The following is a 17,458-nucleotide window of genomic DNA, read 5'->3' on the forward strand; positions in this document are numbered from 1 at the left end:
GCCAATTAAACCGAATCCGTAATATTTTCATTAAAATAATTGAGTAGCTCGGTTACCGTGTCAACTCGGGATTGCGCCGTGGTCAATTTTTCTGAATTACTAAAGCGAATGGCTGAGGCGCCGTTCATTTTAAAATGATTGGCATCAGATTGAATCAGTTTAATAATTGCCAACGCTTCAACAGGCGTATCCGGCGCAAACTCTAGGGTAACGCTTGAGGTACTGGCATCGATTTTGTTAATTTTTAACGGTTCAGCCAATAGCCGCAACTGATGAACGGCAAATAGCTGGCGGGTTTGCTCAGGCAACACGCCAAAGCGGTCAATCATTTCGGTGCGAATATCAATCAGCGCCGCTTTGTCCTCAGCATTGCTAATGCGTTTGTAAAACAACAGCCGCTGATGAACATCGTGTAAATACTCCTCCGGAATAAGCGCGGAAGCATGCAAATTAATTTCACTGGTTAAAGACAGCGGCGAGCTTAAATCCGGCTCACGACCGGCTTTAATGGCTTTGGTGGCGCGCTCAAGCATGTCCATATAAAGGCTAAAGCCAATCGCTTGCATGTTACCGCTTTGCTGCTTGCCTAAAATCTCCCCTGCCCCGCGGATTTCTAAATCCTCACTTGCCAGCATAAATCCTGCGCCTAACGTATTGGCGCGCTCAATGGCATGAAGGCGGCGTTTGGCATCACCTTTTAAGCCTTTAAGTGATGGCACGAGCAAATAGCAATAGGCTTGGTGATGGCTGCGACCCACACGACCGCGAAGCTGATGCAGCTGCGCAAGCCCAAACTTATCGGCACGCTCAATGATGATGGTGTTGGCATTTGGAACGTCAATTCCGGTTTCAATAATGGTGGTACAAACCAAAACGTTAAACTTTTTATGGTAAAACTGCTGCATGATTTGCTCAAGCTGACGCTCTTGCATCTGACCGTGAGCCACACCAACGCGAGCCTCTGGCACCAATTCGCGGATGGTTTCTGCCATTCGCTCAATGCTTGCAACATCGTTATGCAGCAAATAAACCTGACCACCGCGAAGCAATTCGCGCAAAATTGCCTCCTTCATCAGCGCTTCTGTTTTTTGCATGACAAAGGTTTTAATTGCCAATCGGCGCGCAGGCGGCGTGGCGATAATTGACATATCGCGCATGCCCGACAGCGCCATATTCAGCGTTCTTGGGATGGGCGTTGCCGTCATAGATAGGCTATCAACGTTGGTTTGAATCGCTTTAATCCGCTCTTTATGGCGAACGCCAAAGCGGTGCTCTTCATCAACAATCATAAGTCCTAAATTGGCAAATTTGACATCCGGCTGCAATAGTTTGTGCGTGCCAATGACAATATCTACTTTACCGTCGGCTAAATCGGCAAGCACTTTTTCTTGATGTTTTTTGCCGCCAAATCGCGATAACGACTCAATGCGAACCGGCCAATCGGCAAATCTGTCCAAAAAGTTATCTTCATGCTGACCGGCAAGCAGCGTCGTTGGCACAAGTACCGCCACCTGATAACCGGCGCTTACTGCAATAAATGCCGCTCGCATGGCAACTTCGGTTTTGCCAAAGCCCACATCACCACAAATCAGGCGATCCATCGGCTTATTTTGCTTCATATCATGCATGACCGCATGAATAGCATTGGCTTGGTCGGGCGTTTCTTCAAAGGCAAATTGACTGGCGAACAAATCGTAATGCGCCATGTCAATGTTAAAATGAATACCCACTTTAGCATCGCGGCGCGCTTGCATGTTTAACAGTTCGGCGGCAACGTCATGAATTTGCTCAAGGGCTTTTTGCTTGGCTTTATCCCATTTGCCGCTACCGATTTTATGCAACGGCGCAAGCGCAGAGTCGCCGCCACTATAGCGGCTAATCATATTTAAATTGGCAACGGGAACGTAAATGCTCGCGTCATCGGCATATTTTAAATGGATAAATTCTTGCTCGCCCTCACCAACATCCAGCGTAATCAAGCCATCATAGCGACCAATACCATGCTCAATATGAACGACCGGACTGCCCTCGGTCATCTCGGTCACACTTTTGACCAAAAATTCCTCAGAAACGCCACTTTGACGGCGGCGGCGCGTTTGTAGCACTTGCCTGCCAAACAATTGCGTCTCGCTAATCATCACCAAACGCTCAGGGACAAACACCCCGCGCTCAATGGGCGCTACCGTCAAGCCAACGGTCGGCAAGCCACGACTTTGACTAGTGATGTCATTTTCAGCTAAAAATTCTTTAAAACTTGGGTAAATTTTGGTGTTAATTTTACCTTTAAACAGCTCGGTTAAAATCTCGCGGCGACCTGCCGTTTCTGCGACAATCAATATCGGCGCGCTTAAATTTTCCGCTAAAAAATCCAAAAGCGCGGCAAGCGGCTCAGCTTTTTGATGATTTACCGGCAATTCTGGCGGCGGCAAGGCAGGTAAGGTAACCAAACCTTGAGCGCCTTCTTTTGCCTCAATTATCTTATCATCAGCGCCCAAAATCACGCGCGGATAACCGTTTAAATATTCATTAAGCAAGCTTGATGGCAAATACAGCAGCTCAGGCGGCAAAATGGGCTTGTCGATATCATGGCGGCGCTCTTCATAGCGGCGCTGAATTTGCGACCAATATTCCGCTTGGTTTTCGCTAATCAGCTCATCGGTAATCAGCAGCGCATCTTTTGGCAAATAGGCAAACAAATTGCCCTCCGCCTGCCAGTTGTCTTGGTCAAAAAATAGCGGCTGATAATACTCCAAACCGCTACTGGCAATCCCCGACATCACATCTTGATGCAGCTCAAACTTTCGGCTACTGGTGTTGGGAAACATCGCGGCAAAATTGGTTCGAAAGGTTTCGCGACCCTCATCAAGTGGAAATTCTTTTGCCGGCAAAATTTGAAACTGTTTAATCGGCTTTGAAACATCTGGCAGTTTGTGCAGCAGCGACAACGACTCTTGGCGAATGTTGTCATCTTTGCCAGCAATAATATTTGCCAAATCCTCTTGGGTGAGCGTCCTTTGTGTTTCTGGATGAAAAAAGCGAATGCTATCGATTTCATCATCAAATAAATCAAGGCGCATCGGGAACGGCTGCCCCATCGCAAAAATATCGACGATGCTACCGCGAACCGCAAATTCCCCCGGTTCAAACACGTTGTCAACCGCTCGGTAGCCCGCTTTGGTCAATAGTTCGCGCTGATTGTTAATATCAAAAGTATCACCAACCTTTAAGTCAAAATGCTGACCGATAAGCCAACTTGGCGGCGCAACCCGTTGCATCAGCGTTTGAATAGAAATAAGTAGAACGCCGGAGGTTGGCATTTCCGTTAATAAATTGATGCGCTCGCTGACGATATCTTGATGCGGCGACAGTTCATCGTAGCTGAGCGTCTCCCAGTCAGGGAACACAAAGGCATCAACGCCGCAAAAGGCAAGCTCGGTTTCGATTTGATTAAGCTGATTTTGGTTGCGAGCGACCACCACTTTTAGGCGCTTGTCCAACTGCCAAAGGTCAGTATTGACAAGGCTTGACAGCCATAAGCTACCAACCGCGCCATAAACTGGGGCAAGCCAGCGGCGCTCATTTTTGATAATCGGAAAAAGTTGCTCGTTAATCGGAGCAAAGGCAGCAGTTAAAGCAGAGATAGGCATAAAGGTTAAAAATTAAGATAATAAGATTAAGAACTATTATACGAAAGTCTTGGCAATTGACCAAAACGATTGCCGTAACGGTTTGTGATTGCAAAAGCCCGTTAAACACGCTTTCATAGTAAAAAATCCCAGTGAGGACTGAGATTTTTTATAAATATAGACCAGATTAAATCAGCGGCTTATCACTTGCAATCATGCCGTTATTATCAGCATAAATATACATTCCAGAATTCAGCGTCAAATCACCAAAGCTGATTTCAATATCGGTTTGACCTTCATCACGGCGCGTTGATTTGCGCGGGATACAGCCGATTGCCATCACGCCTAAGTCCATTTCTGCCATCGCATCGACATCACGGACGCAACCGTAAATCACCACCCCTTCCCAACCGTTTTTGACCGCAGATTCGGCAATCATATCGCCAAGCAGGGCGCAGCGCATTGAGCCGCCGCCATCAACGACCAAAACTTTGCCATTGCCATTATCGTCACGACCGTTTGAGCCAAGCAGGGATTTGACGCGGCTGTTGTCCTCAAAGCATTTTACCGTCACGATTTGACCGCAAAATTTGTCTTTACCGCCAAAGCTATAAAACGATTTACCCTCGATATTGGGCAGGCAAACTTGCGATTCTGGGTTGTCGTCCAACAAATCACAAGTTACAAAGTTATCTTTGGTCATCTTTGTCATTGATTTTGCTCCATGCTTTTTTTATTGAGATTTATTTAATTTTTTACCAAAATCTTAGTAAAAATTATCGACCATAACATAGCATAACTGCCGCCAATCGCCTAATGCTTTACGCGGGTCATAGCCAGAAGTTGCTTATTTTCGATGATATCCACGGTCGGATACGCAGTTTCGCGGTATTTGCCACTTTCATAAACGGCTTGGGCGCTCATTGCCATGGCGATAGCTACCCTTTGTGCTGAAATGGGTCGCAGCGGCAGGGATTCTGACACCAACGGCGCAATTAGCGAAAAGGCTTTTTGGCTGATGCTTTCAAGCGGTCGACCTTTGTGTTTGCCAAGCAGCAGCGAGGGGCGAAAAATCACCAAGCGGCTGAAATTAAGCCCAATAATTGATTGCTCGGTTTCTGCTTTCACCCGATTGTAAAAAAAGCGGCTGCGCTTGTCGGCATTCATCGCCGACAATAAAAAAAAGTGCTGAACGCCTTTATCGCGGCACAATTTGGCAAAAGTGACGTTATAATCATGGTCAACTTTAAAAAACGCCTCATCGCTTCCGGCTTGCTTTTTGGTCGTTCCAAGGCAGCTGAACGCGTCCGTTTTTGCGTCCGCGCCAACGCTTGCAAACACTTCTGTTAAATTGTCAAAATCATTAACCTGATAAAAGCGCATCCGGCTATTGATAAAGCGCGGCGGGCGGCGGGCAATCACAATCAAGGTGTCATAAAGCGCGCCGAGCTGCTCCACCAAATGTTGACCGACCAAGCCGGTCGCCCCAATCACAATCGCTTTTTGCCGCATAGCTTACTCATCTTTGTGTCATTAAATTACCAACAGTTTAGCACTGTCAGGATTCTATCAGCCCTTTACGTTACCTTATCTCAAAACATTTTGGGCATGATTTATTGTAAAAGAGTTTATCAAAGCGCGCACTTTTTGCTGAATTATTTTTTAATCTTACAAGGTTAGACTCTTTTTGCAATCTTCGCGTGATTGGTCTTGAAATATATTGTTCTTAGGCTAAGAATTTGCTAAGATAACCGGCTTTATACGCTAGCGTTGCTACATATTCCCAGCAGCTTTAGCACCATTGATGAGAATCATCGGCATCATTTTGACGAGACGGCTGCTCGTCGGCCTTATTGGTTCACTGAATTTTGCAATCAACCTTTATCACTTTATCTTCAAGGAGATTCGCGTGGCTAACTCTGCTCAAGCTCGTAAACGCGCCCGTCAAAATACCAAACGTCGTCAACATGCGGCATCACAGCGTTCAATGGTTCGCACTTATCTTAAGCGCGTTGACGCTGCAATCGCCACTCAAGATTACGCAGCGGCGACCGAAGCTTACAAAAAAGCGGTTCCTGTTATCGACCGTATGGCTGACAAAGGCATTATTCACAAAAACAAAGCCGCTCGCCGTAAGAGCCGCTTGAATAAAGCCATCAAAGCTTTGCAAGCTTAAGCTTACCTTTAAAAGCTATAGTTTTTAACAACGATAGCTTTGACAAAAAAACCTTACCAATCGTGTAAGGTTTTTTTATGGGCTTCAGCTTTGCAGTTTTTTAATTTATTTAAAAATACCCCAATTGACCTCAGGCGGTAATAGTAGCTGCCGAGGCTCAAGCCCAAGCGCTAAATAGCGGTCCAACAACCCCTTGATAGGACGAGAATAAACTTGACCGCGCCAAACAAAGTGTACGGTACTTTGAAAAAAGGGCTTGTCGTCAAACCATAAAAACACCCCTTCCATCATCTTTGGCCAATCGTTCCAAGTGATATTTACTGAACCCAGCATCACCGCTAAGAATGCCGACAACAGGGTGTCGTGGCTAACCGCCAGCATTAAATGACCGTGATTTGGTTGCTGCTGATAAAACAGCGATAAAATATCAAGCGCGCCTTGATAGCTGTTTTTTGTGCCTTCAAGATTGCCTTGTAAAAAACGGTTGATAAAGTTGAGGACGCCGATTTCTTTAAATAGCGGACTTGCAATTTCAGGGTCAATGACCAAACTGCCCGGTTCGACCAGTAGCGGCTGCGGCGCGATATGCCGGCTCAGCCCTGCCCCTTCTTGCATCAATTGCGCCGTGTCAATACAGCGCATAATTGGGCTTGAAAGGCTATCCACATCCATCGAGTATGGCAAATTCCCTGAAAGCCAGCACCCCCAAGAGCGCGCAAGAACGCGACCTTTTTGGGTCAACGGCAGCTGCGAGCTTGCAAAGCCATGACCCTCAGAGCGCTCGCGAATGGAGTGACGGGTGAATAAAATCAATGGCTTGTCCGCCGGCAGTAGCGTCACGGACGGTATCATGCTGTCAGGAAGGTGCTCGGGCGCAGCAGCACGGCTTTGGTGCAAGCTTGCTATCGTTGGTACGTGACCATGAGCGTGGGGATGGTTTGAAGTCATGGTTTAAGACTAGCAGATTTTTTGGCTAGGGTGAACCAATGACAAGTTTTGTAGCAATCAATTTTTACGGTGGCGTGTGAATATTATTTATCCATAGCTTTTAGATGAGAAATACTCAAATGTCCTATGCGAAGATTTTAATACGTATCTATAAATAACGATGCAGGTGATTAAAAATATATCTTCCTCCGACAACTCACCTGACCATCTTAAAGCTTTCATACCGTCAAGCTCAAAAATATCAGTTTGATAACCATCCACATTTATCTTTAGCCTATCACCTAAAGTTTGGCGGCATTCAAAATTTCTATTAGAATTAATCAACTTGTTTTTTTTAAAGATAAAAATCGTATTTTCATCTATTCTACCTATTAACCTTTCCATGAAAAACCAACCTTTCAGCTTTCCTTGATAGCAGGCTTGATTAAGATAATTTTTAATATGAAAGTTTCGCAGGAAATAGTCAACGGTTATCTTAAAATATAAAGCGCCGTTACGTACCAGCTCTAAACTGCCTATCTCAGTACAATATAATTTATACTCAGTTGTCATCATTCTTGTTTTCTATAAAGCTAATACCGCAAATCTATCTTTAATAACGGGTATTAATTAACATCAAAAAAAGCTGAGCCTTTCACTCAGCTTTTATAATCCTCTTTAATCCCAACTAAATCCCTGCCAAAATCAAATTTAGCTTCGCCAATGGGTCGCTTGCGGTCGTAATGGAGCGCCCAATCACCAAAAAGTCCGCACCATCATGAAGCGCTTGCTTTGGCGTACAAATCCGCGATTGGTCATCGCTACTGTCTTCAGGTAAGCGAATGCCAGGAGTGACAAGTTTAAAGTTTTGACCGCAAAGTGACTTGAGCATTTTTGCCTCACGAGCTGAGCACACTACCCCATCAAGCCCTGCATCACGAGTGAGCATCGCAAGTCGGCTCACTTGCGTATCAAGCGCATCATTCACCCCAATTTGCGCAAGCCCCGCCTCATTCATCGAAGTGAGTACGGTAACGGCAATTAATAGCGTTTGATAATCCCCATCAACAAGCGCTTTTTTTGCTCGCGACATCGCTTCAAATCCTGAACTGGCATGAACATTGACCATCCAAACGCCCAATTCTGCCGCCGCCTTGACCGCTTGCGCGGTGGTGTTTGGGATATCGTGAAACTTTAAATCCAAAAATATCTCAAAGCCCCGATTTTGCAGGTCAGTAACAATTTGAGGACCGCAGCGGGTAAACAGCTCCTTGCCAATTTTCAATCGACACAATTTAGGGTCAAGCTTATCAGCTAGCGCAATCACCGCCTCTTTTGTCATATTATCGAGTGCCACAATCACAGGTGAGCTAACAGAGTTTGGGCGCGAGGGAGTCGTGTTCATATTAAAGTCGCTTTAAGTAAAGAGTAGAAAAATAGCATTATCGATAGATTAAGACATTTGATACAAAAAAAACGCTGATTGAAAATACTCCAATCAGCGTTTCATCACTTATGCCAAGGCATTGTCATTGACCGCTTCCCGAAGCGCTTTGCCCGGCTTAAAATGCGGAATGGCTTTTGCTGGAACCGGAACGCTCTCACCTGTTTTTGGATTGCGACCGGTTCTGGCGCGGCGATGATGCAAGCAAAAACTACCAAAACCGCGAACTTCAACGCGACCGTCATTGGCAAGAGTATCAATCATCAAATTTAAAATTTCGCGAACCGCATCATCAACCACCACCTCGGTCATGGTGTCGCAGTTGGCACTTAAATTATTAATAAAATCAGACTTATTAATCGCTTGTTGCATTGTTACGCTTACCTTATTAAATCATGAGTATTATCGTTGTCAAAACGTCATGAGCCGATTTTGACACTCTAGATGGTGATTATTGCTTTATACTTCGGGGTGAAACCTGTTATCAACTTTAAAATAGCTTTCACTAAAAAATAGTTTTTATAAAAGTTAATGCGATTTCAACCACTTAGTCCTATTTTACATTTCGTTACCCAATGTTGCAAATAATAGCGTGCAATTTATAGGATAAAAATCATTTCAAAATAGTTTTAGCCATAAAAATGCCGATTTGGACATTTACCACCACAAAAAAAAGCGACCGAAGCCGCTTTTTTTATTTTTTCACTGACTACTTAGCAATTATTGCATTTGCTCTTTGATTAAGTCACCAATGGTTTTTGGCTGAGCATCTGCTGACTGCTGAGTGTTGCTGCTCAAGTCTTTGATGGCTTGACGCTCTTCAGCTTCGTCTTTAGCTTTGATTGACAAGCTGATGCCGCGAGACTTACGGTCAACGCTGATGATTTTTGCTTCAACGTCATCACCAATATTTAAGTGTTTGGTGGCATCTTCAACGCGGTCACGTTGAATTTCTGAAGCGCGAAGATAACCTTCAACGTCATCAGCCAATTCAATGACTGCGCCTTTCGCGTCAACTTCTTTCACTTTACCCGTGACGATTGCGCCGCGGTCATTAGAAACAAGGTACTCATTGAACGGATCTGAGCTTAACTGCTTGATACCAAGGCTGATACGGTTGGCTTCAGCATCTACAGACAATACCATAGCTTCTACAGTGTCGCCTTTGTTGTAGTTGCGGATTGCATCTTCGCCAGACTCGTTCCAAGAGATGTCTGATAAATGAACTAAGCCGTCGATACCGCCATCAAGACCGATGAAGATACCAAAGTCAGTGATTGACTTGATGGTGCCTTCGATTTTGTCACCGCGCTCATGTTTTTTGTCAAACTCATCCCAAGGATTGGCAAGGGTTTGTTTGATACCAAGGCTGATACGGCGACGCTCTTCGTCAATGTCAAGAATCATCACGTCGATATCATCACCCACTTGAACCACTTTTGATGGGTGGATGTTTTTGTTGGTGTGATCCATCTCTGATACGTGAACCAAACCTTCGATGCCCTCTGAGATTTCAGCAAAGCAGCCGTAATCGGTCAAGTTAGTTACGCGGGCTTTAACCACGCTGCCTACTGGATAGGTTGCGCCAACGTTATCCCAAGGATCAGTGCCAAGCTGCTTAAGACCTAAGCTTACGCGGTTGCGCTCACGGTCAAACTTCAATACTTTAACTTTTAGGTCTTGACCAACTTCAACCACCTCAGATGGGTGCTTGATGCGGCGCCAAGCCATATCAGTGATGTGAAGCAAACCATCAATACCGCCTAAGTCAACAAACGCACCGTAATCGGTTAGGTTTTTGACGATACCTTCAACTTCGATACCTTCTTCAAGCTTGTTTAACAGCTCTTCGCGCTCAGCTGAGTTTTCAGCTTCCATTACTGCGCGGCGGCTAACCACAACGTTATTGCGCTTTTGGTCAAGCTTGATTACTTTGAATTCAAGCTCTTTACCTTCTAAATGCGTGGTATCACGAATCGGACGAACATCAACCAATGATCCTGGCAAGAATGCACGAACTGAACCGATATCAACCGTAAAGCCACCTTTTACTTTACTTGAAATGATGCCTTTGACAATCTCATCGTTGTCATAGATTTTTTCAAGGACATTCCAAGTTTCAACGCGCTTGGCTTTTTCACGAGACAACAAGGTATTTCCCATACCGTTATCAACCGCTTCAACCACCACGTCAACGCTATCGCCAACTGCTACTTCAAGCTCGCCTTCGTCATTTAAAAACTCTTCACGAGCGACGATACCTTCAGATTTAAGGCCGGTGTCCACAGTAATCCAGTCGCTATCGATAGCAACAACCGTTCCGGTAATAACTGAGCCACGCTCAATATCAAGACCTTGATCTTCAATGCTCGCTTCAAATAGTTCAGCAAATGATTCCATTATTTCTACCTTTGTATAGCCGTAGCCTGTCCAGCACAGTACGGATCAAATTTATGGCACTATAAAACGAGATACTGGTTTTTTATTTTATCTTGCCATATAAAAAAGCTGTTGCTAATAAGCTTATCAATTTACTAGCAGCAACTGTCTTTAGCAGCAAATACCCTTGGATTGGCAATAGCGCTTAATGGTGGTATAAACTTCGGTTGCATCCAAGTTTGAGCTGTCAATAATTAGCGCATCAGCAGCAGGTTTTGACGGCGCGGTAGTTCTTGTTTCATCGCGAACATCACGAGCTTGAATCGTTGCTAAAATCTGCTCAAAATCTGCGCTTTGGTTATCGTTTTCAAGCTGAATCACGCGTCTTTTGGCGCGAGCTTCCGCGCTTGCGGTCAAAAATATCTTCACTTCAGCATCCGGAAACACTACCGTTCCCATATCGCGACCATCTGCCACGAGTCCTGAGCGCATTGCCATATCTTGCTGCAATCTTAACAAAGCAGCGCGAACTTTTGGAAATACCGCCACTTGAGAAGCAAAACCGCCAACTGTTTCGTTACGGACTTGGTTGCCAACAATATCTCCATTAACAACGATATCCACGCGGTTTGAATTACTATTTGGCTCAAAGCTGATTTGCAGACTTTGCGTTAATTGCTCAAGTAACGCTTCATCAAGAGCTTTATTCGCATCGCCGCTCAACAATCCAGCTTCAAAAGCTTTTAAACCAACGATTCGGTAAAGCGCTCCTGAATCAAGCAGTTGATAGCCCAAATCTTGCGCCAATCGCCAAGCTGCTGTCCCTTTTCCTGCACCGCTTGGACCATCAATACAAATCACCGGAAAGCGTTTTGATGGTTGGGCGTTTAGCGAGGGCAAAGACATGGCAAATAACCGTTAATAAAAACCTTGAGGCTCATTCAGCACTTACAAATGACAAAACTGAGCGCACTGTCATTTTCGTAGTCAAATAGGGCAATATTATAGCATAAAAAATATCGCAATCACTAGCACTTAACTGATGTTTTTATCTTTAATTGTAACGGCGACGCTAGCCAATGACGCTTGCTTTGCCGCTTTCGCAGCTTGCCGTCGTTGTTTAAAAAACTGTTTTAATAAACTTGCACTTTTTTCGGCAAGTAAGCCATCATCGACTTGCAATTGATGATTATAAAAATCTTGACGGCTTAAATCCATCTGACTGCCGACCATTCCTGCGCGCGGCTCGAAAGTTGCAAAAACCAATCGCGAGGCACGAGCATGAATCAGCGCGCCAATGCACATGGTGCAAGGCTCAAGGGTCACAAAAATGGTTGAGTTTGGTGGTAGGCGGTAGTTGTTTAAGTGATTGCAAGCGGCTCGTAGCGCTACAATTTCAGCGTGGGCGGTGGCATCTGATTGTTGAATCGGCGCGTTAAAGCCTTCGCCAATGAGTTGATTGTCATGAACAATCACCGCACCCACCGGAACTTCGCCAACGGCTGCGCCCTGCTTTGCTAAAGCTAGCGCTTGCCTCATCCAATAGACGTCTGTCATTGACCAAAATTTTTGCTCGGCACAATTATCTGGGAGCATAAATGGTGATAAATCTTTGACCATTACTGCGGTAACTGCCAATCTATCGGCGTTTTGCCGTGTTGGATTAAATACTCATTGGTTTTAGAAAATGGTTTGCTGCCAAAAAACCCACCACGATTGGCAGCGAGCGGTGAAGGATGAACGGCAGTCAAGATTAAATGCTTATCGGTATTGATATATTTACCCTTTTTTTGCGCGTGACTGCCCCACAAAATAAACACCGTATTTTCAGTTTGTTCATTAATCACATCGATAACCGCGTCGGTAAATTGCTCCCAACCGATGTCTTTGTGGCTATTTGGCGTCGCCTCTAGCACGCTAAGCGAGCTGTTTAACAACAAAACGCCCTGCTTTGCCCAATAGCTTAAATCGCCATGCTTTGATGGTGGAATGCCAATATCATCTGCCATTTCTTTTAGGACGTTGTTCAGTGATGGGGGTTTGGGAATCGCTTTTGGCACTGAAAAAGACAATCCCATCGCTTGACCGGCTTTGTGATAGGGGTCTTGACCTAAAATCACGACCTTAACTTTGGATAACGGCGTTAAATCAAAGGCATTAAACATCAAGCTTGCTGGCGGATAAATCGCCTCACCTTTTTGATAAGCTTCGCTTAAAAACGCGCGGATGTTATCCATATTGCTTGAGGTCAGCTCATCTGCTAACGCCGCTTTCCAATCTTGCGGCAAGCGAACTTTGTCTAAAATGGCTTGTTTTTCAGCCGCTGATTTTTCATGGTCATCAAAAAGTGCCGTCATAATTTTGACCTTATTTTATTTCTTAGGATAAATTTTTTTGTTATTGATATTATATAAAAAAACGGCTACTGGCGTAACCGTCTTTATAATTACTTATTTTTTAAGCCAGCGATTCTGAGTCTGAATGCGGCTCATGCGTTTCAACAACGGTAAGAACAATCCGGCTGTCTTTATTGCCGCGCTCGCCTTGCGCTTTGTCACTATCCGCCTCATCTTTTGGCGCAAGCGTTAAATGAACCACACCGCCATTGACCAACTCGCCAAACAAAATCATACTTGCTAAAGGCTTTTTGATTTCATCTTGAATCAAGCGCTGCATCGGTCTTGCGCCCATCAAGCGGTCATAACCTTTTTCTGCCAAATAGTCGCGAACCTCATCGTCAATTTCAAGAACGACTTGTTTGTCGTCAAGCTGAGCTTGCAGTTCAACCAAGAATTTATCCACCACCGAGATAACCACGGTTTTATCCAATGGGTTAAAGTGGATAATAGCGTCTAGGCGGTTACGAAACTCGGGGGTAAATACTCGTTTTAACGCCTCACTATTGTCGCGGCTGTGATCTTGATGGGTAAAGCCCATTGATGATCGGCTGATGCTTTCCGCGCCTACGTTGGTCGTCATAATCACAATCACATGCTTAAAGCTTGCGACCCGACCGTTGTTATCGGTAAGCGTCCCATGATCCATGACTTGCAACAATAGGTTAAAGACATCAGGATGCGCTTTTTCAATTTCATCAAGGAGCAGCACACAATGTGGATGCTGATTGATTTTTTCGGTCAAAAGCCCGCCTTGATCAAAGCCCACATAGCCCGGAGGCGCGCCAATCAATCGCGAGGCGGTATGCGCTTCCATGTACTCTGACATATCAAAGCGAACCAATTCAACACCTAAAAGACTTGCCAGCTGCTGCGAGACTTCTGTTTTCCCAACCCCTGTAGGTCCTGCAAACATGAATGAGCCAATTGGTTTGTCCGGTGCTTTCAATCCTGCTCGCGACAACTTAATGGCGTCAGCAAGGGTGCTGATTGCCTCATCCTGACCAAAGACTAAGCGTTTTAAATCGCGCTCTAAATGCTCAAGGATGCTCTTATCATCGGTTGAGACCGTTTTAGGCGGAATTCTGGCAAGCTTCGCCACAATAGCTTCAATATCGCTGACGCCAATAACGACAGGGGCAGTTTTACCTTTGGATTTTGACTTGCCTTTCGTGGCTTTTTTAGCGCTTGCCTCATTGTCAAAGTCTGGCTCAACAAAGTTCAAATTTTGATTGTCGCTGTCAATAGCAGCCGTTTCTTCGCCTAAATCAGCCAGCAGCTCATTTTCTGCTTTGATATCGTCTTCAATATCTTGAACTTCAGGAATTACCCCAAGGCGTTTATAAGCGCCCGCCTCATCAATGACATCAATGGCTTTGTCCGGTAAAAAGCGCTCGTGGACATGTTTGGCAGACAATTCAACCGCGCTAACTAACGCTTCATCGGTATATTCAACGTTATGAAACTCTTCATAGCGTGATTTTAAACCGCGCAAAATGTCAATGCTGTCTTCAATGCTTGGCTCTTTGATGTCGATTTTTTGGAACCGGCGCGACAATGCATGGTCTTTTTCAAAAACCTGCCGATACTCGGTAAAGGTCGTTGACCCTACGCAGCGCAGCTCACCGTTTGCCAACGCAGGCTTGATAAGGTTTGACACGTCCATATTGCTGCTCATGGACGACCCTGCACCAATAATCATATGGATTTCATCAATAAATAAAATCGCATTGGGTTTTTGTTTGAGGGAATCCAGCAGCGATTTCATGCGTTTTTCAAAGTCGCCGCGATATTTAGTTCCGGCAATCAGTGCGCCAATGTCAAGGCTATAAATCACGCAGCCGCTTAGTGGCTTTGGTGCTTTGTCATTGATAATCAACCAAGCTAAGCCCTCAGCAATCGAGGTTTTACCGACCCCCGGCTCCCCAACAAGCAAAGGGTTATTTTTGCGGCGGCGGCAAAGCACTTGCGCAGTTCGCTCAATTTCCGCACTACGACCAATTAAGGGGTCAGTTTTGCCTTCAGCAGCGCGCTGATTTAGATTGGTGGCAAACTCGGTCAAGGGGTCTTTGCCCCCTTTTTCAGAAACCGCTCGGCGCTCGCCACTTATCGGTCGCGCTGGCTCATGGCTTTCGGTTTTACTTTGACCATGCGATAGGTACTGGGTCAATTCAAGGCGGCTGATGCCCTGTTTTTTCAGCAGATAAACCGCATAGGTATCATGCTCTGAAAACATGGACACTAAAATATCTGAGCCTTCAACGAGACGACCACCGCCAATCGACTGAACATGGAAAATCGCACGCTGCAAAATCCGATCAAAGCTTTGCGTCGGCTGTGGTGATTGTTCCACATTTTCATCAAGGGTCGGCGTGTGCTTATTAATATAAGTCTCAAGCTCAGAGCGCAGGCTTGAGATATTGGCATTACACGCGGTCAGCGTATTTGCCGCGTGGGTGTTTTCAAGAAGCGCCAGCAACAAGTGCTCAACCGTCAAATATTCATGTGACTTTTGGCGTGCAAGCGTCATGGCTAATCGTAAGGAGACTTCAAGATGACGACTTAACATAGCGAATTCCTATAAGTTGTTCCTATTGCTATCATGATTTTTGACCATATGACCTTCATGACAACCATAAAATATCTTTATTAATAATAAGCAGATTTTAGCCCATGGGTTAACTATCATCACACCATGATAATGGGTCTGAGTCAATCAATTAACCGCTGCTAAAATGTATCAAAGATTTTAAGAAGAAAGCTTTTGTTGATTTAAAAGCCGCCAGTGCTCGGCGCTTAGTCAAGAATGGCAATAAAAAGCGGGAAGTATTGTCTTTTATATAGGGAGTATAAGTAAAAAATCAAGGTAACGGCTTTTGGTTATTCACCTTGATGCGGCTCAATTTGTGTAAGTAGTGGATACCCTTCACGGTGAGCCAGGCTATTTACGGCTTTGGCTTTGGTTTCGGCAATGTCTTTTGGATAAATGCCGGCAATCCCTTTACCGTTATTATGGACAGTCAGCATAATTTCAACCGCCCTATCAAGCGAGTGCTTAAATTCTGCTTGCAAAACATAAACCACAAATTCCATCGGGGTGTAGTTGTCGTTATACATAACCACGGCATACATTGGCGGTTTGGCAAGCTCAGGCTCAGCAACCACAACGTCAGTTTGCGGTGTTGAGTGTGGCACGCCTTCTTCATGAGCGCGCGGAAAATTTGGAAATTGCGGCGCCGCAATGGGCGCACTGGGTAAATGCCAGTCGCCAACGGTGGGTAAATGCCAGTCGCCAACGGTGGGTAAATTCTGAGAAAAAGTCGTTGCCGAACTGTTTTTTTTAGCAAAACGCAGGCAACAAGATTTGTTCAAAGTGATAGTCATAAGCTTTTATTTGATTACCTTAATTTAATTTTTTAATCATGCCATTAAATATAAGCCTGAAAACGAAGATGACCCTTTAATGGGGTCATTTTGGCAAAAGCTAAACACAAAAACAGCTATCTGTCTTATTTTTTAGCATCTGCTTTTTCCGCCGTCTTTTTATCTGAACTGTCTTTTTGCTTTGCTTCACTCTCAATAGGGCTTTCGTCAGGATTGCCTAAATCAAGTAGCGACAACGGCATATTGTCCACCATATCACCAAGCTTCCAATCATAAAGCTGTTCAACTTCTTGTTTTCCCGCCTCAAGGGTGAGTTTAACTTGCAGCGGTTTAAAGCCTTTTGGCATCACAAAGCGACCGCGAATACGAACGATACCTTGAATGGTATAGCTTGGTGGGTCAAGCGGAACTTCAATAAAATTGTCTTTATCTTGCAAAGTTAAGCTGACTTTTAAATTTTTAGCTTTACCATCATCGCTGAGCATGCCCACATCAAAACCATATTCAAACGCATTTTCAGGGAGCGGTTCGATTTTTGCGCCAAGCACTTGCAGCGGCATTCCGCCTTTGTCTGCAAGTAGCTCAGCATACAACTCATTAAGCTGCATGACTTGTTTGTTTTCAACTTTAAGCTGACTTTGGTCGTGGCGCAATTCATCTAAATTGGCAAGGCTAATCGCCAGCTCTTGCTTGGACGTTTCCACTTGATTGCTTAAAACTTTATTAGTAATTTGCAAGTCTTTCAACTGTTTTGCGGTTTGTTCACTGGTGCTGACCACTTTTTGCGTTTCTGCCTTAATGGCATGATAACCGCGCTGATAGCCAATTTTATGACCGAGCAGCAATGCCACTATGGTGCTGACCAAAACCGCAGCGGCAAATAAAGCAAATAATCCTGTTGCTGCACCACGTTGGCGGTTGGCAGGCAGCCTTATTGACTGGGGTAAAGCTGAGGCGTAAGAAGATAAAGACTTAGGCTTTGGGGTCACCGGTAACGAGCGCGGCGGCAAACTTTGCGAGCATTGCAGGTGGAGGTCAGTCTTAACACGCATCTTAACAGCATCTCATAACAGGAAAAAGGCGAGACATTATAACGGAAATCAAAATCAATACCTAGCTGCCGCCT

General features: G+C 44.9%; 15 protein-coding genes. 1 reads left to right on the forward strand and 14 read right to left on the reverse strand.

Annotation, left to right across the window (positions count from 1 at the left end):
- Positions 1-5: 5 nt before the first annotated feature.
- From mfd to ACZ5XY_RS01915, 3 genes are all read right to left on the reverse strand, one after another.
- Positions 6-3,647 carry a transcription-repair coupling factor gene (mfd, locus tag ACZ5XY_RS01905; protein WP_464742464.1) on the reverse strand — a complete coding sequence of 1,214 codons (3,642 nt, stop codon included), beginning with the start codon at positions 3,645-3,647 and terminating at the stop codon, positions 6-8.
- A gap of 166 nt (positions 3,648-3,813) precedes the next feature.
- Positions 3,814-4,329 carry a ribonuclease E activity regulator RraA gene (gene rraA / locus ACZ5XY_RS01910; RefSeq protein WP_464743683.1) on the reverse strand — a complete coding sequence of 172 codons (516 nt, stop codon included), beginning with the start codon at positions 4,327-4,329 and terminating at the stop codon, positions 3,814-3,816.
- A 110-nt stretch (positions 4,330-4,439) separates the two neighbouring features.
- Complete coding sequence (locus tag ACZ5XY_RS01915) at positions 4,440-5,138, reverse strand: NAD-dependent epimerase/dehydratase family protein (RefSeq protein ID WP_464742466.1); 699 nt, start codon at positions 5,136-5,138, stop codon at positions 4,440-4,442.
- 397 nt (positions 5,139-5,535) lie between these two features.
- Here ACZ5XY_RS01915 and rpsT point away from each other — a divergent pair, with 397 nt between their 5' ends.
- Positions 5,536-5,802 (forward strand): 30S ribosomal protein S20, encoded by a 267-nt coding sequence (gene rpsT / locus ACZ5XY_RS01920; RefSeq protein ID WP_201535991.1) that lies wholly within the window; start codon positions 5,536-5,538, stop codon positions 5,800-5,802.
- Between the two features lie 105 nt (positions 5,803-5,907).
- Here the strand turns inward: rpsT and ACZ5XY_RS01925 are convergent, their stop codons facing one another.
- From ACZ5XY_RS01925 to ACZ5XY_RS01975, 11 genes are all read right to left on the reverse strand, one after another.
- A complete protein-coding gene (locus tag ACZ5XY_RS01925; RefSeq protein WP_464742468.1) occupies positions 5,908-6,750 on the reverse strand; it encodes a histidine phosphatase family protein in 843 nt (280 codons plus the stop codon).
- Between the two features lie 87 nt (positions 6,751-6,837).
- Positions 6,838-7,305, reverse strand: a complete 468-nt coding sequence (locus ACZ5XY_RS01930) for a hypothetical protein (RefSeq protein WP_464742470.1) — start codon at positions 7,303-7,305, stop codon at positions 6,838-6,840.
- A 112-nt stretch (positions 7,306-7,417) separates the two neighbouring features.
- Complete coding sequence (gene pyrF / locus ACZ5XY_RS01935; RefSeq protein WP_464742472.1) at positions 7,418-8,134, reverse strand: orotidine-5'-phosphate decarboxylase; 717 nt, start codon at positions 8,132-8,134, stop codon at positions 7,418-7,420.
- Between the two features lie 108 nt (positions 8,135-8,242).
- Positions 8,243-8,545 (reverse strand): integration host factor subunit beta, encoded by a 303-nt coding sequence (locus tag ACZ5XY_RS01940; RefSeq protein ID WP_201535986.1) that lies wholly within the window; start codon positions 8,543-8,545, stop codon positions 8,243-8,245.
- A gap of 348 nt (positions 8,546-8,893) precedes the next feature.
- Positions 8,894-10,576 carry a 30S ribosomal protein S1 gene (gene rpsA, locus ACZ5XY_RS01945; protein ID WP_464743686.1) on the reverse strand — a complete coding sequence of 561 codons (1,683 nt, stop codon included), beginning with the start codon at positions 10,574-10,576 and terminating at the stop codon, positions 8,894-8,896.
- Between the two features lie 147 nt (positions 10,577-10,723).
- Complete coding sequence (gene cmk, locus ACZ5XY_RS01950; RefSeq protein WP_464742474.1) at positions 10,724-11,458, reverse strand: (d)CMP kinase; 735 nt, start codon at positions 11,456-11,458, stop codon at positions 10,724-10,726.
- A gap of 129 nt (positions 11,459-11,587) precedes the next feature.
- Positions 11,588-12,109, reverse strand: coding sequence for a tRNA adenosine(34) deaminase TadA (tadA, locus tag ACZ5XY_RS01955; protein WP_464742476.1), 522 nt, complete (start codon positions 12,107-12,109; stop codon positions 11,588-11,590).
- Between the two features lie 62 nt (positions 12,110-12,171).
- Complete coding sequence (gene ung, locus ACZ5XY_RS01960) at positions 12,172-12,909, reverse strand: uracil-DNA glycosylase (RefSeq protein ID WP_464742478.1); 738 nt, start codon at positions 12,907-12,909, stop codon at positions 12,172-12,174.
- Between the two features lie 100 nt (positions 12,910-13,009).
- Positions 13,010-15,517, reverse strand: coding sequence for an ATP-dependent Clp protease ATP-binding subunit ClpA (gene clpA, locus ACZ5XY_RS01965; RefSeq protein ID WP_464742480.1), 2,508 nt, complete (start codon positions 15,515-15,517; stop codon positions 13,010-13,012).
- A 311-nt stretch (positions 15,518-15,828) separates the two neighbouring features.
- Positions 15,829-16,320 (reverse strand): ATP-dependent Clp protease adaptor ClpS, encoded by a 492-nt coding sequence (locus ACZ5XY_RS01970; RefSeq protein ID WP_464742482.1) that lies wholly within the window; start codon positions 16,318-16,320, stop codon positions 15,829-15,831.
- A 137-nt stretch (positions 16,321-16,457) separates the two neighbouring features.
- Positions 16,458-17,384 carry a hypothetical protein gene (locus tag ACZ5XY_RS01975; protein WP_464742484.1) on the reverse strand — a complete coding sequence of 309 codons (927 nt, stop codon included), beginning with the start codon at positions 17,382-17,384 and terminating at the stop codon, positions 16,458-16,460.
- Between the last annotated feature and the right edge of the window lie 74 nt (positions 17,385-17,458).

Source organism: Psychrobacter sp. GTC18467 (genome assembly GCF_055397455.1).